The sequence below is a fragment of the Streptomyces sp. NPDC090798 genome (assembly GCF_044768965.1).
Lineage (GTDB): Bacteria > Actinomycetota > Actinomycetes > Streptomycetales > Streptomycetaceae > Streptomyces.
This window is the reverse complement of sequence record NZ_JBIVXA010000004.1, coordinates 16,802-41,017: the sequence shown is the minus strand read 5'-3', so window position 1 is coordinate 41,017 and position 24,216 is coordinate 16,802. Positions and strand designations below refer to the sequence as shown.

Sequence of the window (24,216 nt, the reverse complement as noted above, 5' to 3'; positions counted from 1 at the left end):
TGAAGGAGTCGGGCCACGGAGGAGGTGGTGGGGATGCAGACCGTTGTGGATCTCACGCGCTGCCAGGGCTATGCGCAGTGCGTGTTCCTCGCACCGGAGGTGTTCGAGCTGCACGGCGAGGAAGGGTTGCTGTACGCCACGGCCGTCCCGGACGACCAGGTCGAGCGCGTGCGCCAGGCCGCGACGGCGTGCCCCGTCCAGGCCATCCTCGTCGGCGAGGAGGTGAGCGCCGGTGCCCGGTGATCTGCGCGACGGCCGCATCGTGATCGTCGGCGCGTCGCTGGCCGGGTTGAGGGCCGCGGAGACGCTGCGCGAGGAGGGCTTCACCGGTTCACTGACCGTGGTGGGGGACGAGCCCCATCCGCCTTACGACCGGCCACCGCTGTCCAAGCAGGTGCTGCTCGGCAAGGCGCCGGCGGACACCACGGCGCTGCCGATGCGCCGGGACCCGGACGCCGACTGGCGGCTGGGAGTGGCAGCCACCGGCCTGGACCCCTTGGAGAAGCGGGTGATGCTGGCCGACGGCGAGTCGCTGCCGTTCGACCGGCTGCTGATCGCCACCGGGACCCGGGCGCGTCCCTGGCCCAACCCGGAGGAGGCCTCCCTCGACGGGGTGTTCACCCTGCGCACCTGCGACGAGGCCGGGGGACTGGCCGAGCGGCTGGCCGCCGGGCCGGAGCGGGTACTGGTGATCGGCGCTGGTTTCACCGGCTCGGAGATCGCCTCGGCCTGCCGGGAGCGGGGTATCGAGGTCACGGTCGCAGAACGCGGCCCCGCACCCCTGGTGGGCGCGCTCGGCGGCACCCTGTCGAAACTCGCGGCCGCCATGCATCGCAACCACGGCGTGGACCTGCGCTGCGGGGTGACGGTCACCGCTCTGCGCGGGGACGGGAACGGCCGGTTCACCGGCGCGGACCTGTCCGACGGCAGCCGTGTCGACGCGGATGTGTGCGTCGTGGCGTTGGGGGCGGTCCGCAACGTCGAGTGGCTGGCGGAGTCCGGGCTGGCGGCGGGGCCGCGCGGAATCGCCTGCGACGGCGGGTGCCGGGCCTTCGACATGTACGGGATCGTCACCGACGACGTCTTCGTGGCCGGCGACGTCTCCCGGTTCCCGCACCCGCTGTTCGGGTACCAGATGCTCTCGCTGGAGCACTGGGGCAACGCGGTCGCACAGGCCGAGGTGGCGGCTCACAACATGGTCAATCCGGGACCTCTGCGGCGTCCGCACCTCGCCGTCCCGACGTTCTGGTCCACCCAGTTCGGGCTCAACATCAAGTCGGTGGGCGTGCCCACCTACTCCGACCATGTCGTCATCGCCCAAGGTTCTCTGGAGGCGCGCCGCCTGGCCGTGGTCTACGGCTACCAGGGACGGGTCACCGCCGCGGTCACCGTCGACATGGCCAAGTCGCTCGACTACTACGAGCACCTGATCGAGACGGCTGCTCCGTTCCCGCCCCCGCCCGGCGCGGCGGACCGAGCGATCGCGGCCGACGTCACGATTCCCTCCGACGTTCCGGACCCGAGTGGGCTGTCGCACGGCCCCACCGTGGCGCTCACCGGTCACCTGCCCGATCGACGACTGACGGTGGTACAGGCCACGCGCTGACCCACGTCCCGCCCAACCACGAGGAGCCACCATGGCCTCCGAGACCTTGCTCGCACGGATCTCCGACTACGCGAACCGTCCCAACCCCTACCCGCTGTATGCGGAACTCCGCGAGGCCGGTCCCGTGGTGCGGCAGGCAGACGGCAGCCATCTGATCGGCACCTACCACGAAATCGCCGCTCTGCTCCACGACCCTCGGATGAGTGCCGATCCGCGCAGCCGTAGCACCCCGTCGCCGTCCGAGGAGGCGGGGCGGCTGCCGTTCCTGCGGCTCGACGACCCCGAGCACCACAGGCAGCGCACCCTGACCATGCGGCCGTTCGGGCCGCCGCACAGCCCCGGCCGGATCGACGCCATGCGCGGCGAGATCGCCCACATCACCGGGGAGCTCATCGAGGCACTCCGGGACCGCAGACAGATCGACGTCGTCGACGACTTCGCCTACCCGTTGCCCATCACCGTGATCTGCCGGCTGATGGGCGTCCCGCGCGAGGACGAGTCACTGTTCCAGGGATGGACCGAAGTGATCGTCGCGGCCGCCGACATCGGGCCCGAAGACGACAGCACCGAACGGGACAAGGCGGGGTTGCAGGCCCGGCAGGAGATGGGCCGGTACCTGGTCAACCTCGCCGAACAGCGCCGCGACCGTCCCACCGGCGACATGCTCTCCGACCTCATCAACGAACCGGACCCCGCCCTGCGGCTCACCGTCGAGGAACTGGCGGACAACACCATCCTGTTGTTCATCGCCGGACATGAGACCACGGTCAATCTGATCACCAACGGCGCCCTCACGCTGCTGCGCCGGCCCGACCAACTGGACCGGCTGCGCCGCGAACCCGACCTGCTGCCGCGAGCGGTGGAGGAACTGCTGCGCTACGAACCCCCGGTCCACATGCGCGAGCGGATCCCTCTCGCCGACATCGACATCGCCGGCACCACGATTGCCAAGGGTTCGTCCGTCATTCTGGCGCTGGCCTCAGGCAGCCGCGACCCCAAGCGGTTCCACGAGCCCGACCGGTTCGACCTCACCCGCCCGGACAACGAGCACTTCGGCTTCGGCAGCGGTATCCATCTGTGCTACGGCGCACCACTCGCCCGCATCGAAGCGGAGACCGCGCTCAGGGCGCTGCTTCCCCACCTCGGTACGGCCCACCTGGTCCAGGACCCGCCGCCCTATCGGCAGAACGCCATGCTCCGCGGACCCCGCCATCTGCCCCTCGAACTATGAAGCCCCCGACCATCGCCCACCCCCGGGCTCGCCGAGTCCTTGGGTGAAGCCGGGATCCAAGAACCTCATGCAACCCCGGGTGTCAGGCGCATCGGCGTGGCCGCGAACGACTCGGCGCGGGACTGGGACGTAGCGTCCGCGTCAGTCGGCCACCTGCACCACCGCCGTCGCCCCCGCCCGCACCGTCGGCGTCGCGTACGTGTACGTCACGCCGTCGGCCGTCTTGGTTCGCACGCGCTGCGGGACACCGTTGACCGTGATCTTTTTGTGGACCCCCTGGAAGCGGGCCTCCCAGCGGTAGGCGCCATTGCGCGCGTTGTTCGTCAGCGTGGTCTTCGTCGCGCCGTCGTGCCGCACGGTGATCGTGCTGGTGCCGATGGGTACGTCCGCCGTCTGGAGCCACTTCATGCCGGACGGCAGCCGCGACTGCGTGGTCACCCGGTGGTCCGCCGCGTCCGGTGCGATACCCATCAGGCCCTCGACGGTCTGGCTGACCAGGGTGAACGACACCTCGGGGTAGTCACCGTCGGGGCCCTGGCTGGAGTTGACGTGCTGGAGCTCCCGCTCGCCGTAGATCTTCTTCATCCACGTCCAGGCGGTGTCGTCGCGGTTGTTCTTGAAGAACATGTCGGGCAGGTACGTCGTCGACTCGATGTTGGGCGACCCTTCCGGCCCCAGCTCCTGCGCCTCGATGTAGTCGAGATAGGCGTCATTGCGCGGGCCGGGATCGATGATCTGCTTCATCGGCATGAACACGCTGTTCTCCTTGCCCCAGCCGGTGACCGGGGTGCCGGACAGGGTGTACGCGCGGACCATGTCGGCTCCGGTTCCGGTGCCGCTCCAGTCGTCGTTGAAGTACGTCTTCAGGTCGGCGGCCCGCTTGTCGTACGTCCTGGCCAGCGCGGCGTCGCCCTTGCCCCGCGCGAGTATCGCCATCGCCAGATACGCCTGGTACTCCGCGGCGATGCCGTCCCCGGCCTCGGCGAGGCCGTCGCCGTCCTGCTCGTTGTAGCTGGCGGCGCCGGAGAAGATGCCGTTGCCCGTGCCCTCGGCGACCTTGACCTTGCCGTTGTTCTTGGCGGCGTTGTGCAGGTCGATGAACTGCTCGGTGGCGTGCCGGTAGAAGTCCCACAGCACCGGGTCGTCGACGTACCTCCGGTCGCCGGTCCAGAGGTACGCCTGGGCCGCCTTCTCGACGAGTTCGAAGGTGGCCGGCACCTCGCGCACGAAATTGTCCGGGCTCTTGTAGTCGATGCTCAGATAGGTCTTGGCGTCGAAGTTGAGGGACCACACCGGGAAGTACTTGTGCGCTGCGGTGGCCGACTGCGCGTACGAGCGGAGCATCGTCTTGTTCTCGGCGTCGAGGCCGAGGATGTGGGCGCCGGCGAGCTGGTGGGTCATGTCGCGGGAGTAGTAGGCGCTGCGGTTGGCGTATCCGGCCCAGTAGGTGGGCGCGTACGGCGCGGTTCCGGTGCCGCCGGTCTGGTTCTCGTCGACGTTGATCGGGCCGGTCGTGCCGGGCAGTTGCACCCAGCTGTTGGCCTTCTTCTGAGCCCAGCCGAACATCGCGACGACCTCGGGGTCGGACGAAGTGACCTTGGGGTCGGCGGGCGCGGCGGGGGAGATCATCAGGTCGTCGGCGTTGACCCAGCCGCTGCCCGAGCCGAAGGAGATCTCCAGCCGGTCGCCTGCCTTCAACTCGACGCGGCTCATGGTGTACCGGGCGTACGTGGCGCGCTGCGGCAGGGCGACCGTGCCGACGGTCTCGCCGTTGCGCCGGACCGTGTACGTGCCGCCGGTGCCGGCGCTCGCCACCCACGCGGAGAAGTCGTAGCTGCCGTTCCGGGGCGCGACGAGGGTCTGCCTGGCGCTCTTGCCGGCTCCGGAGTCGAGGTAGAGGAAGCGGGCGCCGCCATGGGAGTTGCCGGTGCCGACGCCGGTGCCCGCGCCGAAGGTCCAGCCCGTGCCGCCGTTCTCGAAGCCCGGGTCGTCGAGGGTGAGTGGGGGGCGGGTGGCAGAGGCGGTGTCCGACGCGGGAGCCGCGCCGTCTCCCGGCGCCGCCGTGGCCGACAGCGCGGGTGCCATCGGCGCGAGCAGGGCAACAGCGGTGAGCAGCATGAGCCTTGAGGGCTTCATCGGATCTCCCGGTCTTCGGTTACGGCGGGTGGGGCAGCCGAGTGGTGGCGGAAAGCTAGCAGGGGCCGAAGAGGCGATTCAACGGTCATGCGCCAGAAACATGCAAGACATGCAGACAGACTGCCATGTTGCATGTTCAGTGAGGCAGAAAGTTTTCACTCATATCTTGCAAGTTGGCTCAGTCGCTTGTTAGCTTCCAGCCGCGCTACAAGAGCCGCGCACCCGCCGGACCCCCGGAGCAGCCATGGACGCCTCGCCCCTGAACCAGCCACCGCCGGAAGACCCTCCGCGAGGCGGTCTGGACCGACGGCGCCTGCTCGCGCTCGGCGGTTCGCTGCTCGGCGTCGGCGCCGGGACCTCGCTGCTCGGCGCCTGCTCGGTGACCGGCGCCACCAAGGCGGGGAGCCTCGGGGACCCGGACCGGGCCGCGATCACCGTCTGGAGCTGGCAGGGCCCCGCCGCCGCCATGAAGGCCCTGGTCCCCGCCTTCAAGGCGCAGCATCCCGGGATCGACGTCACCGTGCAGGACATCGGAAACCCGGCGATCTGGGACAAGATCACCACGGCCATGGCGGCCGGCGGGCAGGGCCTTGCGGACGTCCTGCACATCGGCGTCGACTATCTCCCGGCCTACACCGAGAAGTTCCCCGACGGTCTCGCCGACCTCGGCCCGCTCGGCGCCGACCGCTACCGTGACGCCTTCGCCGACGGCATGTGGCAGACCGTCACCCGCAAGGGCAAGGTCAACGCCCTTCCCTGGGAGGCCAATTCGGCCGGGTTCTACTACCGGGCCGACATCTTCGAGGCCGCCGGTGTCGACGGCGAGGCGCTGGCGACATGGGACGACGCGATCGACGCCGGAAAGAAGATCAAGAAGAAGACCGGAGTCCATCTGCTGGGCATCGACAAGCCCGCGTCCCAGCCGGACGCCGCCAACTTCTTCCAAATGCTGCTCCAGCTCCAGGGCATGTTCTACTTCGACGCCGAGGGCCGGATCACCCTGAGTTCCCCCGAGGCCGTCACCGCGATGACCCTCATCAAGGAGATGAACGACGCCGGGCTGGTCAGTGATCTGGCGGGCGGCTGGACCGCGCTGGAGAACTCCATCAAGTCCGGCACGGCGGCAGTACTACCCTGGCCCACCTGGTTCAGCAGCATCATCGAGGGCCTGGTCCCCAAGGAATCCGGCAAGTGGAAGGTCCGCCTCCCACCGGCGGTGAAGGCCGGCGGCACCACGGCCGCGACCGTCAACTCCACCCATCTCGCCGTCGCCGGCTCCAGCATGCACCAGGCCGCCGCCTGGGCGTTCGTCGAGTACGTCCTGACCAGGCCGGCCTCGCAGGAGGCCGTCTACCGCAGCAAGGGCATCGCCCCCGCCCTGCTCCAGGCGTACGAGGCCCCCGTCTTCCACGAGCCGTCGGCGTTCTTCAGCGGCCAGCACAAGGGCGAGATCTTCCTGAACGCGCTCAAGGCACGCTCGCCCGCCGTCAATTACTCCGCCGACTACGCCCGCGCGCTCAAGACCGTCGACGACGCGCAGACCCAGGTACTGCTCAAGGGGGCCGACCCCGGCCGGGCCCTGCGCCACGCCGCCGACCAACTCGCCCGCCAGACCGGACGGGAGCTCGCCTCGTGACCACGACCACCACCCCCGACGGCGTCCTGAAAGCCGCCGGCGCCGCCCGTCCGGCAGCCGCCCCCCGCCCCACCGCGCGGATCCTGCGCCGGCGGGCCGTCCCGTATCTCTTCATCCTCCCCGCGCTCGTCCTCTTCGCGGTCTTCAAGCTGTACCCGATCGGCTCGTCGTTCCTGATGAGCCTGTACGAGAACGTCAACGGCACCCAGAAGTTCGTGGGCGCGGGCAACTACACGCGGGCGATGGACGATCCGCTGCTGTGGACCGCGCTGAAGAACACCGCGGTCATCCTCGTCGTCCAGGTACCCGTCATGCTGGCGCTGGCCGTCGGCATCGCCGTCGCCCTCAACTCCACTCTCCTGCGCGGCCGCGCCTTCTTCCGGCTCGGCTTCTTCCTGCCGACGGTGACCGGACTGGTCGCGTACGGCATCATCTTCGCCGTCCTGCTCAACACCCAGTACGGACTGGTCAACTGGCTGCTCGGCCTGGTGGGCATCGGAGGGGTCCCCTGGCTGACCGACCCGCTGTGGGCCAGGATCTCCCTCGGCCTCGCACTGACCTGGCACTACACCGGCTACAACGCGGTGATCTTCCTCGCCCGGCTCCAGTCGCTGCCGGCCGAGCTGTACGACGCGGCGGCCGTCGACGGCGCCTCCGCCCGGCAGTCGTTCCGCCATGTCACGCTGCCGGGGCTGCGGCCCGCGCTCCTGCTGACGACGGTGCTGTCCACCATCGGCACCCTCCAGCTCTTCGACGAGCCGTACGTCCTGACCGGCGGCGGGCCCGACAACGCCACCCTCACCATCGGCGTGTACCTCTACCAGAACGCCTTCAAATACTTCGACTTCGGCTACGCCTCGGCCGTCGCGTACATCCTCACCGTCCTGATCGGCATCCTGGGCATCGTGCAGTTCCGCCTGCTGGGAGAGAAGTCGTGACCCTCACCGACACCCGCCCGCGGCCCGGCCGCACGCCCCGCCCCCGCACACGCGCGCGCTCGATCCTGCTGACCTCTTCGCTGGCCATCGCCGCGGCGGCCGTCCTGCTGCCGTTCTACTGGCTGATCATCGCCGGCACCCACAGCACCAGGGAAATCTTCGACAGCCCGCCGCCGCTGCTGCCCGGCGGGCACCTGAGGGAGAACCTCTCCACCCTGGAGTCGTCGGCGCGGTTCAGCGACGTCATCGTCAACTCGCTGCTGATCACGGCCATTTACACGATCGCCGCCGGAGCGATCTGCACGCTGGCCGGATACGGCTTCGCCAAGTTCCGCTTCCGCGGCAGCGGCGCACTGTTCGGCCTGCTGATGCTCGGGCTCGTCATCCCCACGCAGGTCACGCTGATCCCGTTGTTCAAGATGATGGTCGACCTTGAGTGGCTGGGCACCTACCAGGCCGTCATCATGCCCAACCTCGCCCTGCCGTTCGGCATCTTCCTGATGCGGCAGTCGATGGCCGCGCTGCCCGACGAACTCATCGACTCCGCCCGGATGGACGGCTGCGGGGAGTTCAGGCTCTTCCTCAAGGTCGTCCTGCCGCCGATGAAACCGGCGCTCGCGGCCCTCGCCATCTTCCTGTTCCTCTTCCAGTGGAACGACTTCATCTGGCCGCTGGTCGTCCTGCGCGACGCCGGCGAGTTCACGATCCCTGTCGCGCTGGCGTCCCTCCAGGGCCTGGACCAGACCGACTACGGCGCCCTGCTCGCCGGCACGGCCCTCGCCGCGATCCCGATGGCTCTCGTCTTCCTCGCTCTCCAGCGCCAGTTCGTCTCCGGGCTCCTCGCCGGTGCCGTGAAGGAATGATCCCCGCAATGACCCTCAGCACCACCCAGCCCGTCACCACGGCCGAACTTCCCCCGGCGCGCTACGAGCCACTCCTCGACGGCGTCCGTATCGCGGTCCTCGCCCACGCGCCGGACGCCGGTGCGCACTGGACGGTGACCGAACTCGGCGACGGACAGGCCCTGTTGGAGATCCGGACGGACGGCCGCGATCCGGTACCGATGGAGGTGAGGATGAGCGTGCCGCTCGGCGACGCGGCCGGCTACTGGCACCCGGGCGCCGGCTGGGAGCGCACTCTCGTCGCCGACTGGGCGGGCCGCTCGCGCGTCAGCCTCGTAGACGGCATCGCCGCCGGCTGTTTGTACGACCACGACGGCCGCACACGGCTCACCTTCGCCGTCGCCGACCCGGTCCCCGAGACCGACGTCGTCTTCGGGGTCTCGGAGGAGAACGACACCCATGTGGTGCACCTGCACCTGGCTCCCGCGCCCGACGGCAGCCCGCGCCGCGTCGTGCTGGCCCGCTCGGCGCCCACAGTCGCGACGGCCATGCGCGGGCTGCGGGAGTGGTTCGCCGCGCAGCCGCAGTGCGCCCCCATGCCGGTCCCCGCCGGCGCCTGGGCGCCCGTCTACTCCACCTGGTACGCCTTCAACCAGCGCGTGGACGCCGCGTCGGTCGAGGCCGAGGCCCGCGTCGCCGCCTCCCTCGGCTGCGAGGTGCTCATCCTCGACGACGGCTGGCAGGATTACGGCAGCGGTCGCGGCTACGCCGGATGCGGCGACTGGCGCCCCGACCCGACGACGTTCCCCGACTTCACCGCGCATGTGTCGGCCGTGCGCGGTGAGGGCCTGCGCTACCTCGCATGGGTCGCTCCGCTGCTGCTCGGCCCCGACGCGGACTGCGCCGAGCGGCTCACCCCCTACGCCCCGGCGCCCGCCGGTGTCCCAGGCGCCCATGTCCTCGACCCACGCCGCCCCGAGGTCCGCGACCATGTCATCCGCCTGTGCACCCGGCTGGTCGCCGACCACGGCCTCGACGGGCTCAAGATCGACTTTCTGGACGAGGCCATGGCGTACCGCGGCGACGGCGCGTACGCCCACAACGAAGGCACCGACATCAGCGATGTCGGCCAGGCCATGGCCGTCCTGCTCACCGGCCTGCGCACCGCGCTCGAAGAACTGCGGCCGGACGGCGGACTGCTGCTGGAACTGCGCCAGCCCTACGTCGGCCCCGGCATGGCCCCGTTCGGCAACATGCTGCGCTCCTTCGACTGCCCGGGCGACGCCACCGGCAACCGGGTGCGCACGCTCGACACCGCCATGCTCGCCGTCGGCGGCGCGGTCCACGGCGACATGCTCCTGTGGGACCGTGACGCACCCGCGCACGCGGTGGCCCGGCAGCTGATCGGCTCCCTGCACTGCGTCCCGCAGATCTCCGTACGGCTGACCGACCTGTCCAGCGAGCACCGCGAGACGCTGGCGTTCTGGCTCGCCGAGTGGCGGCGGCTGCGGCCGGTGCTGCTGCACGGGGACGTCGAGCCCGGCCGGCCCGACGATCTCTACACGCTGGTCACCGCGGCACGGGAATCGGCCTGCGTCACCACCGTGCACAGCGAACGGACCGTGCCCGTCGACACCACCGCGTACGACGACATCACCCTGGTCAACGGCACGGCGTCGGACCGGCTGGTGATCGAGGTGACCGGCGGCCGGCGCCCGTTGCGCATGACCGTCCGTGACGAGCGTGGACGTATCATCGACGACTGCGAACGGTCGCCGGCACCGGGGCTGCACAGCGTGCCCGTACCTCGCTCGGGGCTGGTGGCACTACGGGTGACGGAGGGAACCGCATGAAGGTCGGCATCACCGAGGTCGCGGACCGGGCGGGGGTGAGCGAGGCCACGGTCAGCCGCGTCATCAACCGACGCCAGGGCGTGTCGCGCAAGACCCGCGAGGCGGTCGAGCAGGCGATGGCCGACCTGGGGTACGAGCGGCAGACGCGGGGTCAGCTCATCGCGGTCATCACCGAGTTCGTCTCCAACCCGTTCTTCGCCGATGTCTGCGAACGGATCGAGTCCACGCTCGCCCCGCACGGCCTGAAGACGATCCTGTGCCCGTGCTTCCCCGGCGGAGTGCAGGAGTTGGACTTCGTGACCTCCCTCGCCGACCGGGGCGTCGCCGCCGTCGTCTTCCTCTCGGCCAGCAACACGATCGAGGGCGCGGATCCGGCGGCGTACGAACTCCTGCGCACCCGTCGGATCCCGTTCGTCGGGGTCAACGGCCAGTTCGAGGGCGGGGGTGAGGCGCCGGTCTTCTCCACCGACGACCTGCTGGCAGCCGAGCTGGCCGTCGACCACCTCCACCGGCTCGGTCACCGCCGCATCGGCATGGCATCGGGCCCGGTCGGCAACCGCCCGGCCGACCGCCGCGTCAGCGGCTTCGTCTCCTCGCTCGCCAGACGCGGTGTCGAGGACCCGGAGCAGTGGGTGGTCCGCCAGTCCTACACCGTCGAGGGCGGCCAGTCCGCCGCGATCTCGCTCCTCGGCCGCGGCGCCACGGCCATCGTCGCCGCCAGCGACTACATGGCCCTGGGCGCGATCCGTGGCGCGCGCCGCCAGGGGTACGACGTCCCGGGCGACGTGTCGGTCGTCGGCTACGACGGCGCCATGATCATGGACTTCGTCGACCCCCCGCTCACCACGGTCCGCCAGCCGGCCGACCGCCTGGCCTCGGAGGTGGCCCGCAGCATCCTCGGCCTGGTCGGCAACCGCGACGTCCCCGTCGGTGAACTCCTCTTCGACCCCGAACTGGTGATCCGCGCGAGCACGGCGGCGCCCAGGACGGAGTGAAGGGGCGGGGGGAGCTTCCAGGCACCGGCCTCGGCGCCGGGGAGTACGGTACAGGCGATCCTGACGTAATTCGTCGCGCGACAGCGGTCCGTCTCGCATCCGGTCCGGCTGGGGCTTCCACAGGTGTGTTGGCCGTACTGCCTGCCGTGGAAAAGCGCATTGGCTCGATCAACCCACTGATGAACGCCGCTGTCTCGCCCCGGCCTCCATCCGGGCTCGTGCCCACGTCCTCTCCGGAGGACGGGGCCGCCACCGGCGCCCCCACCGATTGCGCCAAGGTCTTCTTCGCGGACGAGGAGGACCCGGTCGCCGCGGCAGGAGCGGCGCGCTGTGTTTCCGCCGTCCGTCGCCGCCACGGACGGCGTCTCCCGCCGATGGCCCCGAACTGCTCGCTTCGAAAGCGCAGTTGAAGACCTGTCGGCCCTCGGTGTCAGTTGCGATTACTTGTCCACATCATTGACCTAGAGGTCGGATCTATGGAGACTCTGCACGGGGATCTGGCCGGGATGTTGGCCGTAGCTCCGCATATTCATTGGATGTTTCGTGACTGACGGAGGCTCCGGAGGGGCTATGTCTCGGTTCGTGTTTCTCGGGGTGGCACTCGCGTTGCTCGGAGGCGCCAGCAGTCCTGTCGCCGCGGCGCCGAGGGCGACGCCGGTGGTGGTCGACGTAGACGCCTACGGAGCCGACCCCACGGGCCGGACGGACTCGACGCCCGCTGTCGCCGCGGCGCTGCGGCACGCCAAGAGCGTCGATCGGCCGGTCAGGGTTGTCTTCTCAAAGGGCACCTACCAGCTCTTCCCCGAGCGGGCCGAGACGCGTGAGCTGTACGTGTCCAACACCGTCGGCGCCGACCAGCGTTACCGGGACAAGAAGATCGGGCTGCTCGTCGAGGACATGCACGACGTCACCATCGACGGCGGCGGGGCCAAGCTCGTCTACCACGGCCTTCAGACGGCGTTCGCATCAATCCGCTCGACCAACGTGACCTTCACGAACTTCTCCTTCGACTACGCGGCCCCCGAGGTCATCGACGCGACCGTCGCCGCCACCGGTGTCGCCGGCGGGCACGCCTACCGCGTCCTGTCGATCCCTGCCGACAGCCCGTACCGGGTGAGCGGCACACACATCACCTGGCTCGGCGAGACCAGTCCGGCCACCGGGCAGCCGTACTGGTCGGGTGTCGACGGACTCCAGTACACCCAGATCCACGACCCCAAGGCGCAACGGTCCTGGCGCGCGGACAACCCGCTGTTCAACGACGTCGCCGCGGTCACCGACCTCGGCGGCCGCCGGATCCGGATCGACTACACCACTGCGGCACGGCCGGCGGACGCCGGGCTCGTCTACCAGATGCGCCTCATCGAGCGAACGGAACCGGGCGCTTTCATCTGGGAGTCCAAGAACGTCACGATGCGCTCGATGAACGCCTACTACCTACAGTCCTTCGGTGTGGTGGGGCAGTTCAGCGAGAACATCTCCATCGACAAAGTGAACTTCGCACCCGATCCGGCATCCGGCCGGTCGACAGCCTCGTTCGCGGACTTCGTACAGATGTCCGGCGTCAAAGGGAAAGTCTCCATCACCGGGAATGTCTTCGACGGCCCGCACGACGACCCGATCAACATCCACGGCACCTACCTCGAGGTCGTAGGGAAACCTGGTCCGTCCAGCCTCACCCTCGCCTACGAACACCCGCAGACCGCCGGATTCCCGCAGTTCGCCCGGGGTGACGAGGTCGAGTTCGCCACCAAGCGCACGATGACCCCGCTGGGGGACGCACACGCGGTGGTCACCGCGGTCGACGGGCCCAGCGGGATGGACCATACGAAGCCGCTGACCACGATGACCGTCACCTTCGACCGGCCGGTTCCCGCCGGGGTCGAGATCGGCGGCACGGTCGTCGAGAACATCACGGCCACCCCGTCGGTCGTCATCTCCGGCAATGTGTTCCGCAACGTGCCGACCCGCGGCGTGCTGGTCACCACCCGCAAGCCCGTCCTGATCACCGGCAACCGGTTCGACGGGATGTCCATGGCCAGCATCTACGTCTCCGCCGACGCCTACCAGTGGTACGAGTCCGGGCCGGTCGCCGACCTCACGATCCGCGGGAACTCGTTCACGCGGCCCAGTGGTCCGGTCATCTTCGTGGAGCCGACCAATCAGGTCATCGACCCGGCGGCCCCGGTGCATCACAACATCTCGGTCGAGCACAACTCGTTCGACATCGGTGACGTCACCGTCGTCAACGCGAAGAGCGTCGGCGGGTTCGCCTTTACCGGCAACACCGTCCGGCGGCTGGACGGAGCGGATCACCCGCCGTACACCTCCCCGCTGTTCGTCTTCCACGGCAGTTCAGGCATCCGGATCGCGCGTAACCACTACGACAAGGGCCTGAACACCTCCGTGGTCACGGACTGACTTGATCTCCCGGTTCGCCCGTTCCCGGGGCGCGGTGCCCGGCGTGCCTCGGTAGATCTCCAGCCGGTACGGCGTGCCCGCCTCCGGGTAGGCCACTGAGGGCAACGGCGGGGGAGGGGCTCGTGCTCCTTCACGGCTGTGCCGACAACCTGGTTTCGCCCCGTCAGACCCTGGACCTGCACACGGCGTTGCGCGCCAAGGGGATCAACAGCACCCGCTACGTGCTCACCGGCGCCGGCCACGGCGGCCTGTCCTTCACCGGCGACACCTCAGCCGCCGACCTCTGGTCCAGGAGACGATGGGGCACATCGTCGACTTCCTGCGGCAGCATCTCAAGTAGTCGGACCGTCGGGGTGAATGGGACGACAGATCGACCTGGCGGCGACCTCGATGGCGGACGCCACCGGCATCGCGATCATCGCCGTGGACCCCGCCTACACCTTCCGGTGGGGCGTCTCAGTACTGGTAGAAGCCCCTCACCAGCAGTTCTGGCAACAGGACTCACTCCCGCTCAGTCCTTGGGAACGGTCGGTGGTGTCCAGGCGGCTTCGGCTGCTTGTGCGGTGGGGTGGGTGGGGAAGACATGGGCCAGCCCGACGATGTGGAAGATTCGCCTGACGCGGTCGGGGACCGCTGCCAGAGCGATGTCTGCCTGGGCGGCGAGAGCGTGATTGCGGGCGGCGATCAGGACGGTGATGCCGCTGGAGTCGCAGAAGGTGATGCCGGTCAGGTCGATGACGAGCTGCTGGCCTGCCTGGAGTGTCAGGCCGGGCAGGAGCGCCCGTACGTCGGGGGCGCTGTTGTTGTCGAGTTCTCCGGTCAGTTCGATGACGGGCCCGGCGGGGGTGGCGTGGGTGTGGACGGTCAGCTGGGTCACGGCTGCTCTTCACTGGTGGGCCGGGGCACGCTGATGGCGAGCACGGCGGCGTCGTCGTCCACTCCGGTGCCGAATGTGTCGAGCAGGTCACGGACCGCGGCGATGGCGTCGGAGGCGGTCGTCGGTGCCAGGACCTGGGCGAAGTCGAGGAGGGCCTCGTCACCGTAGCGGTCGCGGTCAGTGATCTGGGCGGTGTGTGCCTCGGTGAGGCCGTCCGTGTGGAGCAGCAGGGTGTCGCCGGGGTCCAGGCGGACGGTGGTGGTGGCGATGTGGGCGTCGGGCAGGACGCCGATGAGCTGCCCGCCGGGGGTGGGCAGGTAGTCGGCACTGCCGTCGGCACGCATGAGCAGGGCCGGGGGGTGGCCGCCGCTGGCCAGGGTGACACCGAAGCCGCCTCGGTCGGCGTCGGGGGTGAGCAGTCCGAAGATGACCGTGCAAAACCGCGGGTCGTGGCCGTTGTATTCGTGGTTGAGAACCGTGTTGAGGTTGCTCAGGACGGCGACCGGGTCGGGGTTGTAGACGGCGGCGGCGCGCAGGGTGTAGCGGGCCAGGGAGGTGACGGCCGCTGCGGCTGCGCCCTTGCCGCACACGTCGCCCAGGAACAGTCCCCACGTTCCGGAGGCGAGAGGGAACAGGTCGTAGAAGTCGCCGCCGACCTTGTCGGTGGAGGCGATGTGGTAGTGCGCGGCTACGTCCAAACCGGGCACATTCACCAGGGTCGGGGGCAGGAGGGTCTGTTGCAGGGTGGCGTTGAGGCGCTTGAGTTCTTCGCGTTCGCGTTCTGCTTCCTGCCGGGCGCGCAGCAGCTCGGTTTCGTAGGCACGGCGGTCGCGGGCGTCGAAGACGGTGGTACGGATCAGCAGTGGCTGCCCGTCGCTGCCGGTCCTGACCGTGGAGGTCACCAGTACCGGCAGACGGCTGCCGTCGGCCGTCTTGAGTTCCAGAGCGATTCCGCTGACCTCTCCCTGCATGCGCAGCAGCGGAGCGAAGTGCGTCTCGTGGTACAGCCGGCCTCCCACGGTGAGCAGGTCGGAAAACGTCTTGCGGCCCACCAGGTCGCCGCGTCGGTAGCCCAGCCAGTCGAGCAGCGTCGTGTTGATCTTCGCGATCGTGCCGTCCAGCAGGGTGGAGAGATAGCCGCACGGCGCATGCTCGTACAGGTCTTCTGCGCTGTCTTCCAGCAGTGCGGAGAACGTCGCGTGGTCGTCACGGCTCTCGCTGCTCTCGCTGCGGCTGGGCTTGCACATCATCGGTCCGCTCTCGCGAAGGCGCTGATCGCGGCGGCCGTCTCCTCCGGGGCGGCGAGCTGGGGGCAGTGCCCGGTCGCGTTCAGTGTGACCAGGCGGCTGCCGGGGATCTGCGCCTGTACGAAGGCTCCGACCTCCGGGGGCGCGATCGCGTCGCTGGAACACTGCGCGACCAAAGTGGGCACGGTGACCTTGGCCAGGTCGTCGCGGTTGTCGGACAGGAATGTCACCCGGGCGAAGGCCCGGGCGATGCCCGGATCGGTCCGGCAGAAGCTGTTGGTGAGCTCCTCGCCCAGTTCCGGACGCTCGGGATTGCCCATGATCACCGGCGCCATGGCACCCGACCAGCCCAGATAGTTCGCATCCAGCGATTGCAGGAGCTCATCGATGTCCTCGGCACTGAACCCGCCCCGATAGCCGGCGGCCGGATCGTCGATGAAACACGGCGACGGGGCGAGCAGGACCAGACCGGCGAAGGCCTCCGGCTCCCGCGCCGCAGCCAGAACGCCCATCATCGCGCTCACCGAGTGCCCCACGAAGGTCACCGGCCCGAGCGACAACTCACGGCAGATCTCGAGGACATCATCGGCATATCCCTCCAGCGAGGAATAACGCTCCACGCTCCATGCCGAAAGATCGGAACGCCCCGCTCCCACGTGGTCGAAGAGCACCAGGGTGAAGTCGTGCTCCAGCAGCGGCACCACCAGCCGCCACATGTTCTGGTCGCACCCGAACCCGTGCGCCAGCATCAGCACAGGGCGACCGGACTGGCCGGTCACCGTCACATGATTCCTGCTCCGCACAGTCATACGCCCATCCTCGCAGACGCTTCCACGGCCCCCCGGGACCGAGTGGCTTCAGTCGTGACGGGGCGCCGAGGCAGTGGACCCAGATGGGGTCCGCGTACGTCGTCCAGGTCTCCGCGGTGGACCGGGAGGCCCCGCTGCGCCGCGCCTCGCGGCACCCATCCTGCCCCGGAGGGGACCCGTGACCCGGTGCGGGTACGCCGGGCACGGGCGGTGTCAGCGGCCGTTTCCAGGGGCGGCGGCCGGGCGGAGTCCTGCCTCGCGCCGGGCATCTGGTGTCTGCTCGTCAGCCGGGCCGCTGCCGGGGCAAGACGCTGACGCTCCCAGTGGCAGCACGCTGACGCCCCCGGTCAGCCTTCGCGGCTCGGGAGGATTTCCTTGACCTTGGCGATCGCGAAGCCCCATCCCTGTGCCACGGTCGGCTTGCCCGGCACGGCCACCTCCTCGGGGTTGGTCAGCACATCCAGCACGACCGGCCCAGGGGTGTCGAGGGCCCGGCGCACACTGTCGTGGAGATCGGCCGGGTCGGTGACGCGGATGCCGGTGAGGCCGAGCGCGGTGGCGACCGCGGCGAAGTCGGGGTTGTCGAGTTCCGTGCCGAATTCAGGCAGGCCGGCCTGCTCCTGTTCGAGTTTGACCATCCCCAGTCGGCGGTTGTCGAAGACCACCAGCTTCACCGGCAGCTGATACGTCTTGATCGTCATGAGGTCGCCGAGCAGCATGCTCAGCCCGCCGTCCCCACAGAAGGCGACGGTCTGGCGATCGGGCGCCCAGAGCTGTGCCCCGAGGGCCTGGGGCATGGCATTGGCCATCGAGCCGAGGTTGTACGAGCCGATCAGGCGCCTGCTGCCGCGCATGGTGACGAAGCGGGACAGCCAGACGGTGGCCATTCCGGTGTCGGAGGTGAAGACGGCGTCCTCGGCGGCGTAGGCGTCCACCGCGGCCGCCAGCGCCTCGGGGCGGATCTCGTGGTCACGGTTGTCCAGCGCGGCCCTCAGCTTCCCGGTCCAGCGGCGCTCGTGACTCGGATCGGCCAGGCGCTGCTGCCCTTCCTGCCAGCGGGTGAACCGTTCCCGAGCGTCGTCCAGGTGGCCGCGGTCCGGGGCCGCCTTCAGCAGCGGGAGCAGAGCCCGTAGCGTCGCGCCGACGTCGCCCGTCAGGCCCACGTCCACGGGAACCCGGCGACCCAAGTGCTCCTCACGGGTGTCGATCTGGACGACCTTGCACCCCTTCGGGTACCAGTCCCGGTAGGGGAAGTCGGTACCCAGCATCAGGAGCGCATCGCCGCTGTCGAGCGCGTGGGAAGCGGCGGGGTTGCCTATCAGACCGGTCTGACCCACCTGGAAGTCGTTGTCCCCCTCGAACCCCTCCTTCGCCTTGAGGGTGAGCACCATCGGCGCGGCTAGCACTTCGGCGGTCCGAAGGACCTCGGCGCGGGCGGCGCGCGCTCCGCGGCCGACGAGCAGGGTGACGCGGTCCGCGGCGTTCAGGAGTTCGGCGGCCGCCGCGAGCGCCGGGTCGTCCGGGCGCGTGACGGGGCGGTCGAGGGCGAAGCGGGCGGGCCGGTCGTCGCTCAGCTCCTGGTCACCCAGGTCCCCGGGTACGGTGAGCACCGCCACTCCGCCTTGGCTGACGGCCGTACGCACGGCGGACTCCAGCATCCGCGGCATCTGGTCGGGGGAGGAGACGGTGGCACGGTAGACGGCCACATCACGGAAGAGCAGGTCGTTGTCGACCTCCTGGAAGTAGTCGCTGCCGACCTCGGCGAGAGGAACCTGACCGCAGATGGCGAGGACCGGGGTACGGCTCTTGGCCGCGTCGTACAGCCCGTTGAGAAGGTGTACGGAACCTGGTCCCACCGTTCCCATGCACACCCCGAGGGTTCCCGAGAGCTGGGACTGCGCTCCGGCGGCGAAGGCCGCGGCTTCTTCGTGCCGGCAGCCGACCCAGTTCAGGTCGTCAGTGGTGCGGATCGCGTCGGTCAGTGGGTTCAAGGCGTCTCCGACTACTCCGAAGACATGCTGGACGCCCAGGTCCTTGAGCGCGTCGACGATCACGCGAGCGACGGTTCGTGCCACGGGAGTGCCCTTCGTTCAGGTGCGGCCCTCGGAATGAGTGCCTGGTTCAGTGGGTGAAGCGGTCCGGGTCTGCCGTCTTCCAGTCGGATGCCCAGCTGGGGGGCGCCGATGTGAGCAGTTGTCCGGGGACGAGCCACTCGTGGAGTTCCGCGTAGGAGCGGACGGTGTGCGGGTTCACCCGCTGGAGCAGCATGTGGGGTTGCAGTCCGCGCGGGTCGTCGACGCCCATCGAGGCCATGATCTGGAGAGCGCTCTTGACCGTTGCCTGCTGATAGCGCCGTACGCGCTGGGACTTGTCGGGAACGTCTACGGCGCGGGCGCGCCGTTCGTCCTGGGTGGCGACCCCTACGGGACAGGTGTTGGTGTGGCAGCGCTGGGCCTGGATGCATCCGATGGCGAACATCATGGCGCGGGCGGAGTTGGTGTAGTCGGCTCCCTGGAGCAGGCGTTTGACGAGGTCGCCGCCGGTGGCGACCTTGCCGCTCGCACCGATCCGGATCCGGTCGCGCAGCCCGACGCCCACGAGAGCGTTGTGGACGGCCATCAGTCCTTCACCCAGCGGCAGGCCCACGTTGTCCGCGAACTCGAGCGGCGCCGCGCCCGTGCCGCCCTCCGCGCCGTCGACGATGATGAAGTCCGGTGCGCTGCCCTCCTCCAGCATCGCCTTGCACACGGCGAGGAACTCGCGGCGCGAGCCGACGCACAGCTTGAACCCGACGGGCTTGCCGCCTGCCAGTTCCCGCATCCGGGCCAGGAAGCGCACCAGCTCGCGCGGGGTGGAGTAGACACGGTGGAAGGGCGGCGAGATGACGGTCTCCCCTTGTGGAACGCCGCGGACGGCGGCGATCTCCGCGTTCACCTTGGCACCCGGCAGGACTCCTCCGATGCCGGGCTTGGCGCCTTGGCTGATCTTCAACGACACGCACTTGACCTGCTCGTGCGCGGCCTTCGCGGCGAACTGCCGCTCGTCGAAGTCCCCGTCGTCCGTCCGGCAGCCGAAATATCCGGTGCCGATCTCCCAGACGAGATCCCCGCCGGGGCGCAGGTGGTACTCCGACAGACCGCCCTCGCCGGTGTCGTGGGCGAAGCCGCCCAGCTGCGCGCCGGTGTTGAGGGCCAGTACGGCATTGGCCGACAGTGAACCGAAGCTCATCGCCGAGACGTTGAGCAGGGCCATGTCGTAGGGCCGGGTGCACTCGGGGCCGCCGATGCGGACACGTGGCGCCTCGCTGCGCACCGATCGGGGGGCCATGGACGGGGTGAGGAATTCGCTGCCCGCGCGGTACAGGTCGAGTTCGGTGCCGAACGGTTCCTCGGCGTCGGTGCCCTTGGCGCGCTCGTAGACGATGCTTCGGGTGTCACGGTCGAAGGGGCGGCCGTCGAAGTTGCGTTCGATGAAGTACTGCTGGAGCTCCGGCCGCAGGGCCTCCAGCGCGAATCGGAGATGCCCGAGCAGCGGGTAGTTCCGCAGCACGGAATGCCGACGCTGCACGAGATCGTGGACGGCCACGAGCGCGAGCAGAAGCAGTGGGCAGGCCGCGGCCCACCACCAGGGCGAAACCAGGACAGCGAGGGCCGCACCACCCATCGCGAGCGAGCCGAGCAGGGCGACCAGAAGTATCTTCAGCACATCGTGCGTGTGTCCCGAAGTCCGGCCGCCAATCCGTCGCGCCCATCCAAGCATTCATGGCGGAGTACTGGCGGCGATGTGCGGTGCCGGACCCGCCCGGGCCGGTGGAGGGTGAGGGCCAGCGCGGATCAGGGATTGAGTTCCGATGATGTCGGCTCAGGCCCCGGACCGTCCCCTTGGCTCGGCCTGGCGGGCCTGCGATGGCTGGTGTCGCACCACGGGTAGGTGCGGCTGCGGCGGCAGGTGCACAGGGCTACGCAGAATCGGTCGGACGACACGGTGGTGCCGTCGTCCAATGTGACTTCGACCGGGCCTTCGACGAGCAGGGGCCCGGTGCGCTGAGCGGTGATGCGGCGGCGTTCAGCGGAGTCGTTCGGCACGGATGATCACCAGCTCTTCCTTCTCGTCATCGCCTTCCAGCATGCCGCGGCTTCGCAGCCGGCTGCTTCGGGAGCGAAGCATGGGCCCGCCACGACGCAGCGGTGTTCCACGAGCAGATCGGTGTCGTCCCGAGGGGCGTAGACACCGGGAAGAGCAAGGGGAGTCATGGGGTTTCATCTCCGGTTCGCGGGGGCGTCGGAGAACCTGTTCGGGGCCGGGCCGGCTGGTCGGACGGGCGTACGCAGCGATGACTCACCTGCCCGCCACGCGCCGAGGAGTCGTTCGGCAAGTCGGTCCTCGACATAGTTCGTGGCGTCCACGCCGAACGCGACGTCACCGTCCAGGTGGGGTTCTTCTTCGAGGAGGCCCGCGACGACTTCTCGGCGCACGACCTGCTCATGTACGGCGTCGGCCTCGACGTGTTCGTCGTAGAAGTGCTCGGCGGCCGGGCCCGCGCCGGTGCGCCGCATGGCCTGAGCGAGCCGCCGTGAACCGGGCGACGACGTGATCTCGACGGTGGCGAAGTGACCTACCAACGCGCCTCTCAGGGCGCGGTGCAGTCCGAAGAGGGACATCAGGTTCACGACGGCGAGTGCCTCGGCGCCGGCAGAGTCGAGATAGCGCCCATAGGTGGCGTCCAGGCCGAGGTCGGCCATGAGATCGGCGAACAGCCGCGCGTGCACACGATCCGCCCGGCCGCCGCCGAACTCGTCGAACTCCACGGCTGCCATTCCGGCCTTCGCCCGGCCCCACAGGCGGGGCAGCACCCAGGCGTGCGGATCGGCCTCCTTGAGGTGGTACAGCGACCGTTGCGCGGCGTACTCGCGCAGTTGCCACAGCTCCCCGTCGTCTTGGAGGTAGTGGGTGACCCCGGTGCCGTCCATGGGCTCGACGAGCAGTTCGTCCAGCGCCTCGGAGGCTCGTTCATGCCGTGTCGCCTGGTGGCGCAGGGCCTTGAGGAAGGGGCGCTCCAGGGCCGCTCGGGCCCTGAGCAGGTCGGGGTCCCATTCGCGGGCGGCGTCCACATCTGCGAAACCCCGGTAGTGCAGCTCGTAACAGAGATACAGGCCGAGCTGCCAATCGTCGCCGAAGGGGGATGCGTCCGCAATCGTCCTGTCGTCGGGAGGCGGACCCGTACTTCTCAAGTACTCAGTGATCGCCGTCGATATTCTGCCCCGGCTCGGCGGCAATGGCGGTTCTTTCGACCAGAAATCCATGTGTACGGAGTACCCGCGATCCAGAACGTCTCACACGGCCGGCCGCCGAAGGCGAGGAGCCCTGCTCGTGCCACCCTGCTCATGGCTGGGCCCCCTTCGTATCCACCGCACGGACAGCGGCATGGCCACGTTGCGGGGGTTCAGTCGGGGGGCGGCAGCAGTGTGCCCAGCGGCCCGAGGTCGAGGTTGAGGTCCTCCATGGTCAGTCCGTACTGGGCGCACAGGTCGGTCATGCGATCGTGGAGCAGCATGAGCGTCGCTCCCAGGCGTTCTTCCTGTTCGTCGGTGAGGTCTCCATGGTCGACGCGGTGCAGGGCCTGCCGTTCCATGAGCTGGCGCAGCAGTTCCACGAGGGTGAGTACGAGCCTCATGAGGTCCCGTTCGACGGTGTCGCGGTCGGAGCTGATCCGCCGGGCCGGGGAACGTGAGCCCTTGCCGGCCGGCGGCTCCAGGTCGCGTGGGGCGGCGGGCAGCAGCCGGAAGGCGCGTGCGGCGGCCTCCGCGACCTCGTCGGCGCGGCACGGCGGCCGGCTCTCTCCCTCAGTTGTCATGGTCGCCGCCTCGCGGCGGATTCGTCCTCGGCCATGGCGAGGGGTTCTGCTCGCTGATGGAAACGATCAGGGCACGGAGTGAGATACGTACCAGATCGATGTCAGCGATGGACAGCACAACGTCCCCGGTGAGGACGACCCCACCGCTCAGAAGTCGGTCCAGCAGGTCGATGAGAGCGACCTGCCGCTGAGGCAGACGCTCCGCCTCGGGCGGAGAGGGCAGACGCTCCGCCTCGTGAGGACGGCCAGGCGTGATCACGGGGGTGCTCCCTCAGCAGCTGCAGCACCGCCGGATTCATCGAGTGGCATGGCGAAGGAGTACGGCGCCCAGGGGCCGGTGGCCTCGACCCGCACCCCGTCCAGCCCGTCAGCGGCATGCGCCACGTCGGCCAGGAAGTCGTTGCAACGCTTCAGAGACACAAGGTACGCGTCATTGACGACGTTCTCGCCGACCGTGTCGACGGCGTCGGCGAGAACGCCTTGCTGTACGCGGTGCCGGACACGATCGGAGGCGTGCTTGCGGCCTGCGGCCTCCACCCGCTCGGCGGCCTTCTGCGCCGCCTGGTACACGGTGTCGCGAACACTTTGCTGTTGTCGGCGGTCACGTAGATAGGCACGCCCGGGGGTCAGGTCTGCTGGGGGAACAGCCGGGGCCGCCAGGGCCGTGGACGGTTCCACATAGATCTTGACCCCCCATTCGACATGTTCGGAGAGTCGAGCCAGGCGCTCCGCGAACATGGTTCGCCCGGCTTCCAGCACCTCCCGAGCCCGGTTGTCGTCGAGGTAGACGGTTGCCAGGCGCAGTGGAAGGACGGTGGTGCGCTCGACCAAGGCCTCGATGATGCCGTGGTGAGCGCGGGCCACCGTCTCCAGCCATTCCAGGTCCTCGAGATGTTGCTTGAGGGCGTCCTCCTGGAAGTCTTGTCCGGGCACATGGCTCACCACGAGCCCCAGCGGATCGTCGTCGGCGTCGGTGACGAGGCTGACCGGGCTGTCGGCGACGCCCTGGAGCGACGCGGTTGCCTCCCGCAGTCCCTCGGCGTTGCGTACCACCGCATACGCGTATGTCAGCAGGTCACTCATCGCGAGCACTTCCCCGGCGACGGCCGGCCGTCTTCCGGGGCGGTTCCTCCTCCGCGGGGAGGGCGTTGCCCTGCCGTATGGCGTCGATCTCGGCCCGCAATCGGCGGTTCTCCTCGGCCAGTGACTGTTCACCCCGGCTTCGAGAGGAGAGCGCGGGGTCGTGCTCCCACCAGTCGATGCCCATTTCCTTCGCTTTGTCGACGGAGGCGACCAGGAGACGCAGTTTTATGGTCAACAGCTCTATGTCGAGAAGGTTGATCTGTATGTCGCCTGCGATGACGATGCCCTTGTCGAGTACCCGTTCAAGGATGTCGGCGAGATTCGCGGAGGAGCCCTGCCCGTAGGGGGGCGCTGCTCGGGACGGATAGGAACCAAGCCTGTTGGCCAGGGGTTCAGTCACGGTTGCGGCCTCGTATTCCCTCGTGCCGGATCAGGAGTGTCAGCCCTGCCGATAGGCACGGATCTCCTCCAGCCGGTCGAGCAGTTCGTCCTCGCGCTGGTCGAACGTCTCCTCGTCGATCTCCCCTGCGACGAGGAGACGTTCGAGCTCGGCGAGTTCGCGGTGCACCGGCGCGGGGTCGTAGTACTCGTTCTCGGCTTCCTCCCGGACGCGCTCCACTACCCATACGACGCCGCGCACGGGTGCCAGGGGGAGGGTGACGAGCTGTGTGAGCAGGCCCATGAGAAC

General features: G+C 69.1%; 22 protein-coding genes. 9 read left to right on the top strand and 13 right to left on the bottom strand.

Annotated features, from left to right (window positions below; genetic code table 11):
* Positions 1-33 precede the first annotated feature (33 nt).
* From ACIQTP_RS10375 to ACIQTP_RS10365, 3 genes are read left to right on the top strand one after another with little or no spacing between them, the layout of a single operon-like run.
* Positions 34-243 carry a ferredoxin gene (locus ACIQTP_RS10375; protein WP_403398252.1) on the top strand — a complete coding sequence of 70 codons (210 nt, stop codon included), beginning with the start codon at positions 34-36 and terminating at the stop codon, positions 241-243.
* Positions 233-1,606, top strand: coding sequence for an NAD(P)/FAD-dependent oxidoreductase (locus ACIQTP_RS10370; protein WP_403398249.1), 1,374 nt, complete (start codon positions 233-235; stop codon positions 1,604-1,606). The genes ACIQTP_RS10375 and ACIQTP_RS10370 overlap by 11 nt, the downstream gene beginning before the upstream one ends.
* A gap of 31 nt (positions 1,607-1,637) precedes the next feature.
* Positions 1,638-2,837 (top strand): cytochrome P450, encoded by a 1,200-nt coding sequence (locus ACIQTP_RS10365; protein ID WP_403398247.1) that lies wholly within the window; start codon positions 1,638-1,640, stop codon positions 2,835-2,837.
* Positions 2,838-2,978: 141 nt separating this feature from the next.
* On the opposite strand, the gene ACIQTP_RS10360 is transcribed toward ACIQTP_RS10365, so the two are convergent.
* On the bottom strand, positions 2,979-4,973 hold the full coding sequence (locus ACIQTP_RS10360; RefSeq protein WP_403398245.1) for a hypothetical protein: 1,995 nt from the start codon (positions 4,971-4,973) through the stop codon (positions 2,979-2,981).
* 244 nt (positions 4,974-5,217) lie between these two features.
* Here ACIQTP_RS10360 and ACIQTP_RS10355 point away from each other — a divergent pair, with 244 nt between their 5' ends.
* The 6 genes from ACIQTP_RS10355 (at position 5,218) to ACIQTP_RS10330 (ending at position 13,658) form a co-directional block, all read left to right on the top strand.
* Positions 5,218-6,609 (top strand): ABC transporter substrate-binding protein, encoded by a 1,392-nt coding sequence (locus ACIQTP_RS10355; protein ID WP_403398242.1) that lies wholly within the window; start codon positions 5,218-5,220, stop codon positions 6,607-6,609.
* Positions 6,606-7,547, top strand: coding sequence for a carbohydrate ABC transporter permease (locus ACIQTP_RS10350; protein ID WP_403398240.1), 942 nt, complete (start codon positions 6,606-6,608; stop codon positions 7,545-7,547). The genes ACIQTP_RS10355 and ACIQTP_RS10350 overlap by 4 nt, the downstream gene beginning before the upstream one ends.
* On the top strand, positions 7,544-8,410 hold the full coding sequence (locus tag ACIQTP_RS10345; protein WP_403398238.1) for a carbohydrate ABC transporter permease: 867 nt from the start codon (positions 7,544-7,546) through the stop codon (positions 8,408-8,410). The genes ACIQTP_RS10350 and ACIQTP_RS10345 overlap by 4 nt, the downstream gene beginning before the upstream one ends.
* Positions 8,411-8,418: 8 nt before the next feature.
* Complete coding sequence (locus ACIQTP_RS10340) at positions 8,419-10,242, top strand: glycoside hydrolase family 36 protein (RefSeq protein ID WP_403398236.1); 1,824 nt, start codon at positions 8,419-8,421, stop codon at positions 10,240-10,242.
* Entirely contained in the window at positions 10,239-11,237 is a 999-nt protein-coding gene (locus tag ACIQTP_RS10335; protein WP_403398234.1) for a LacI family DNA-binding transcriptional regulator, read from the top strand. Before ACIQTP_RS10340 ends, ACIQTP_RS10335 begins: the two co-directional genes overlap by 4 nt.
* Before the next feature lie 570 nt (positions 11,238-11,807).
* Complete coding sequence (locus ACIQTP_RS10330; RefSeq protein WP_403398231.1) at positions 11,808-13,658, top strand: right-handed parallel beta-helix repeat-containing protein; 1,851 nt, start codon at positions 11,808-11,810, stop codon at positions 13,656-13,658.
* A 511-nt stretch (positions 13,659-14,169) separates the two neighbouring features.
* On the opposite strand, the gene ACIQTP_RS10325 is transcribed toward ACIQTP_RS10330, so the two are convergent.
* The 12 genes from ACIQTP_RS10325 to ACIQTP_RS10270 all read right to left on the bottom strand — a co-directional run bounded on the left by ACIQTP_RS10325 (position 14,170) and on the right by ACIQTP_RS10270 (position 24,210).
* Positions 14,170-14,535: an STAS domain-containing protein gene (locus ACIQTP_RS10325; RefSeq protein ID WP_403398229.1), complete on the bottom strand. Its 366-nt coding sequence runs from the start codon at positions 14,533-14,535 to the stop codon at positions 14,170-14,172.
* A complete protein-coding gene (locus ACIQTP_RS10320; protein ID WP_403398226.1) occupies positions 14,532-15,785 on the bottom strand; it encodes a SpoIIE family protein phosphatase in 1,254 nt (417 codons plus the stop codon). The genes ACIQTP_RS10325 and ACIQTP_RS10320 overlap by 4 nt, the downstream gene beginning before the upstream one ends.
* Positions 15,782-16,591 (bottom strand): alpha/beta fold hydrolase, encoded by an 810-nt coding sequence (locus tag ACIQTP_RS10315; protein ID WP_403398224.1) that lies wholly within the window; start codon positions 16,589-16,591, stop codon positions 15,782-15,784. The genes ACIQTP_RS10320 and ACIQTP_RS10315 overlap by 4 nt, the downstream gene beginning before the upstream one ends.
* 347 nt (positions 16,592-16,938) lie before the next feature.
* Entirely contained in the window at positions 16,939-18,666 is a 1,728-nt protein-coding gene (locus ACIQTP_RS10310; RefSeq protein ID WP_403398221.1) for a thiamine pyrophosphate-dependent enzyme, read from the bottom strand.
* A 46-nt stretch (positions 18,667-18,712) separates the two neighbouring features.
* Complete coding sequence (locus ACIQTP_RS10305) at positions 18,713-20,254, bottom strand: FMN-binding glutamate synthase family protein (protein WP_403399081.1); 1,542 nt, start codon at positions 20,252-20,254, stop codon at positions 18,713-18,715.
* 170 nt (positions 20,255-20,424) lie between these two features.
* Complete coding sequence (locus tag ACIQTP_RS10300) at positions 20,425-20,676, bottom strand: CDGSH iron-sulfur domain-containing protein (protein WP_403398219.1); 252 nt, start codon at positions 20,674-20,676, stop codon at positions 20,425-20,427.
* A gap of 174 nt (positions 20,677-20,850) precedes the next feature.
* Positions 20,851-21,894, bottom strand: a complete 1,044-nt coding sequence (locus tag ACIQTP_RS10295; RefSeq protein ID WP_403398216.1) for an iron-containing redox enzyme family protein — start codon at positions 21,892-21,894, stop codon at positions 20,851-20,853.
* A gap of 140 nt (positions 21,895-22,034) precedes the next feature.
* Positions 22,035-22,445, bottom strand: coding sequence for a gas vesicle protein K (locus tag ACIQTP_RS10290; RefSeq protein ID WP_403398213.1), 411 nt, complete (start codon positions 22,443-22,445; stop codon positions 22,035-22,037).
* A complete protein-coding gene (locus ACIQTP_RS10285) occupies positions 22,435-22,701 on the bottom strand; it encodes a gas vesicle protein (RefSeq protein WP_403399080.1) in 267 nt (88 codons plus the stop codon). Before ACIQTP_RS10285 ends, ACIQTP_RS10290 begins: the two co-directional genes overlap by 11 nt.
* Positions 22,701-23,528 (bottom strand): GvpL/GvpF family gas vesicle protein, encoded by an 828-nt coding sequence (locus ACIQTP_RS10280; RefSeq protein ID WP_403398211.1) that lies wholly within the window; start codon positions 23,526-23,528, stop codon positions 22,701-22,703. The genes ACIQTP_RS10285 and ACIQTP_RS10280 overlap by 1 nt, the downstream gene beginning before the upstream one ends.
* Complete coding sequence (locus ACIQTP_RS10275) at positions 23,521-23,928, bottom strand: gas vesicle protein (RefSeq protein WP_403398209.1); 408 nt, start codon at positions 23,926-23,928, stop codon at positions 23,521-23,523. Before ACIQTP_RS10275 ends, ACIQTP_RS10280 begins: the two co-directional genes overlap by 8 nt.
* 39 nt (positions 23,929-23,967) lie before the next feature.
* The gene (locus ACIQTP_RS10270; protein ID WP_402048809.1) at positions 23,968-24,210 is read right to left on the bottom strand and encodes a gas vesicle protein GvpG; all 243 of its coding nucleotides are present in this window, start codon (positions 24,208-24,210) and stop codon (positions 23,968-23,970) included.
* Positions 24,211-24,216: the final 6 nt, after the last annotated feature.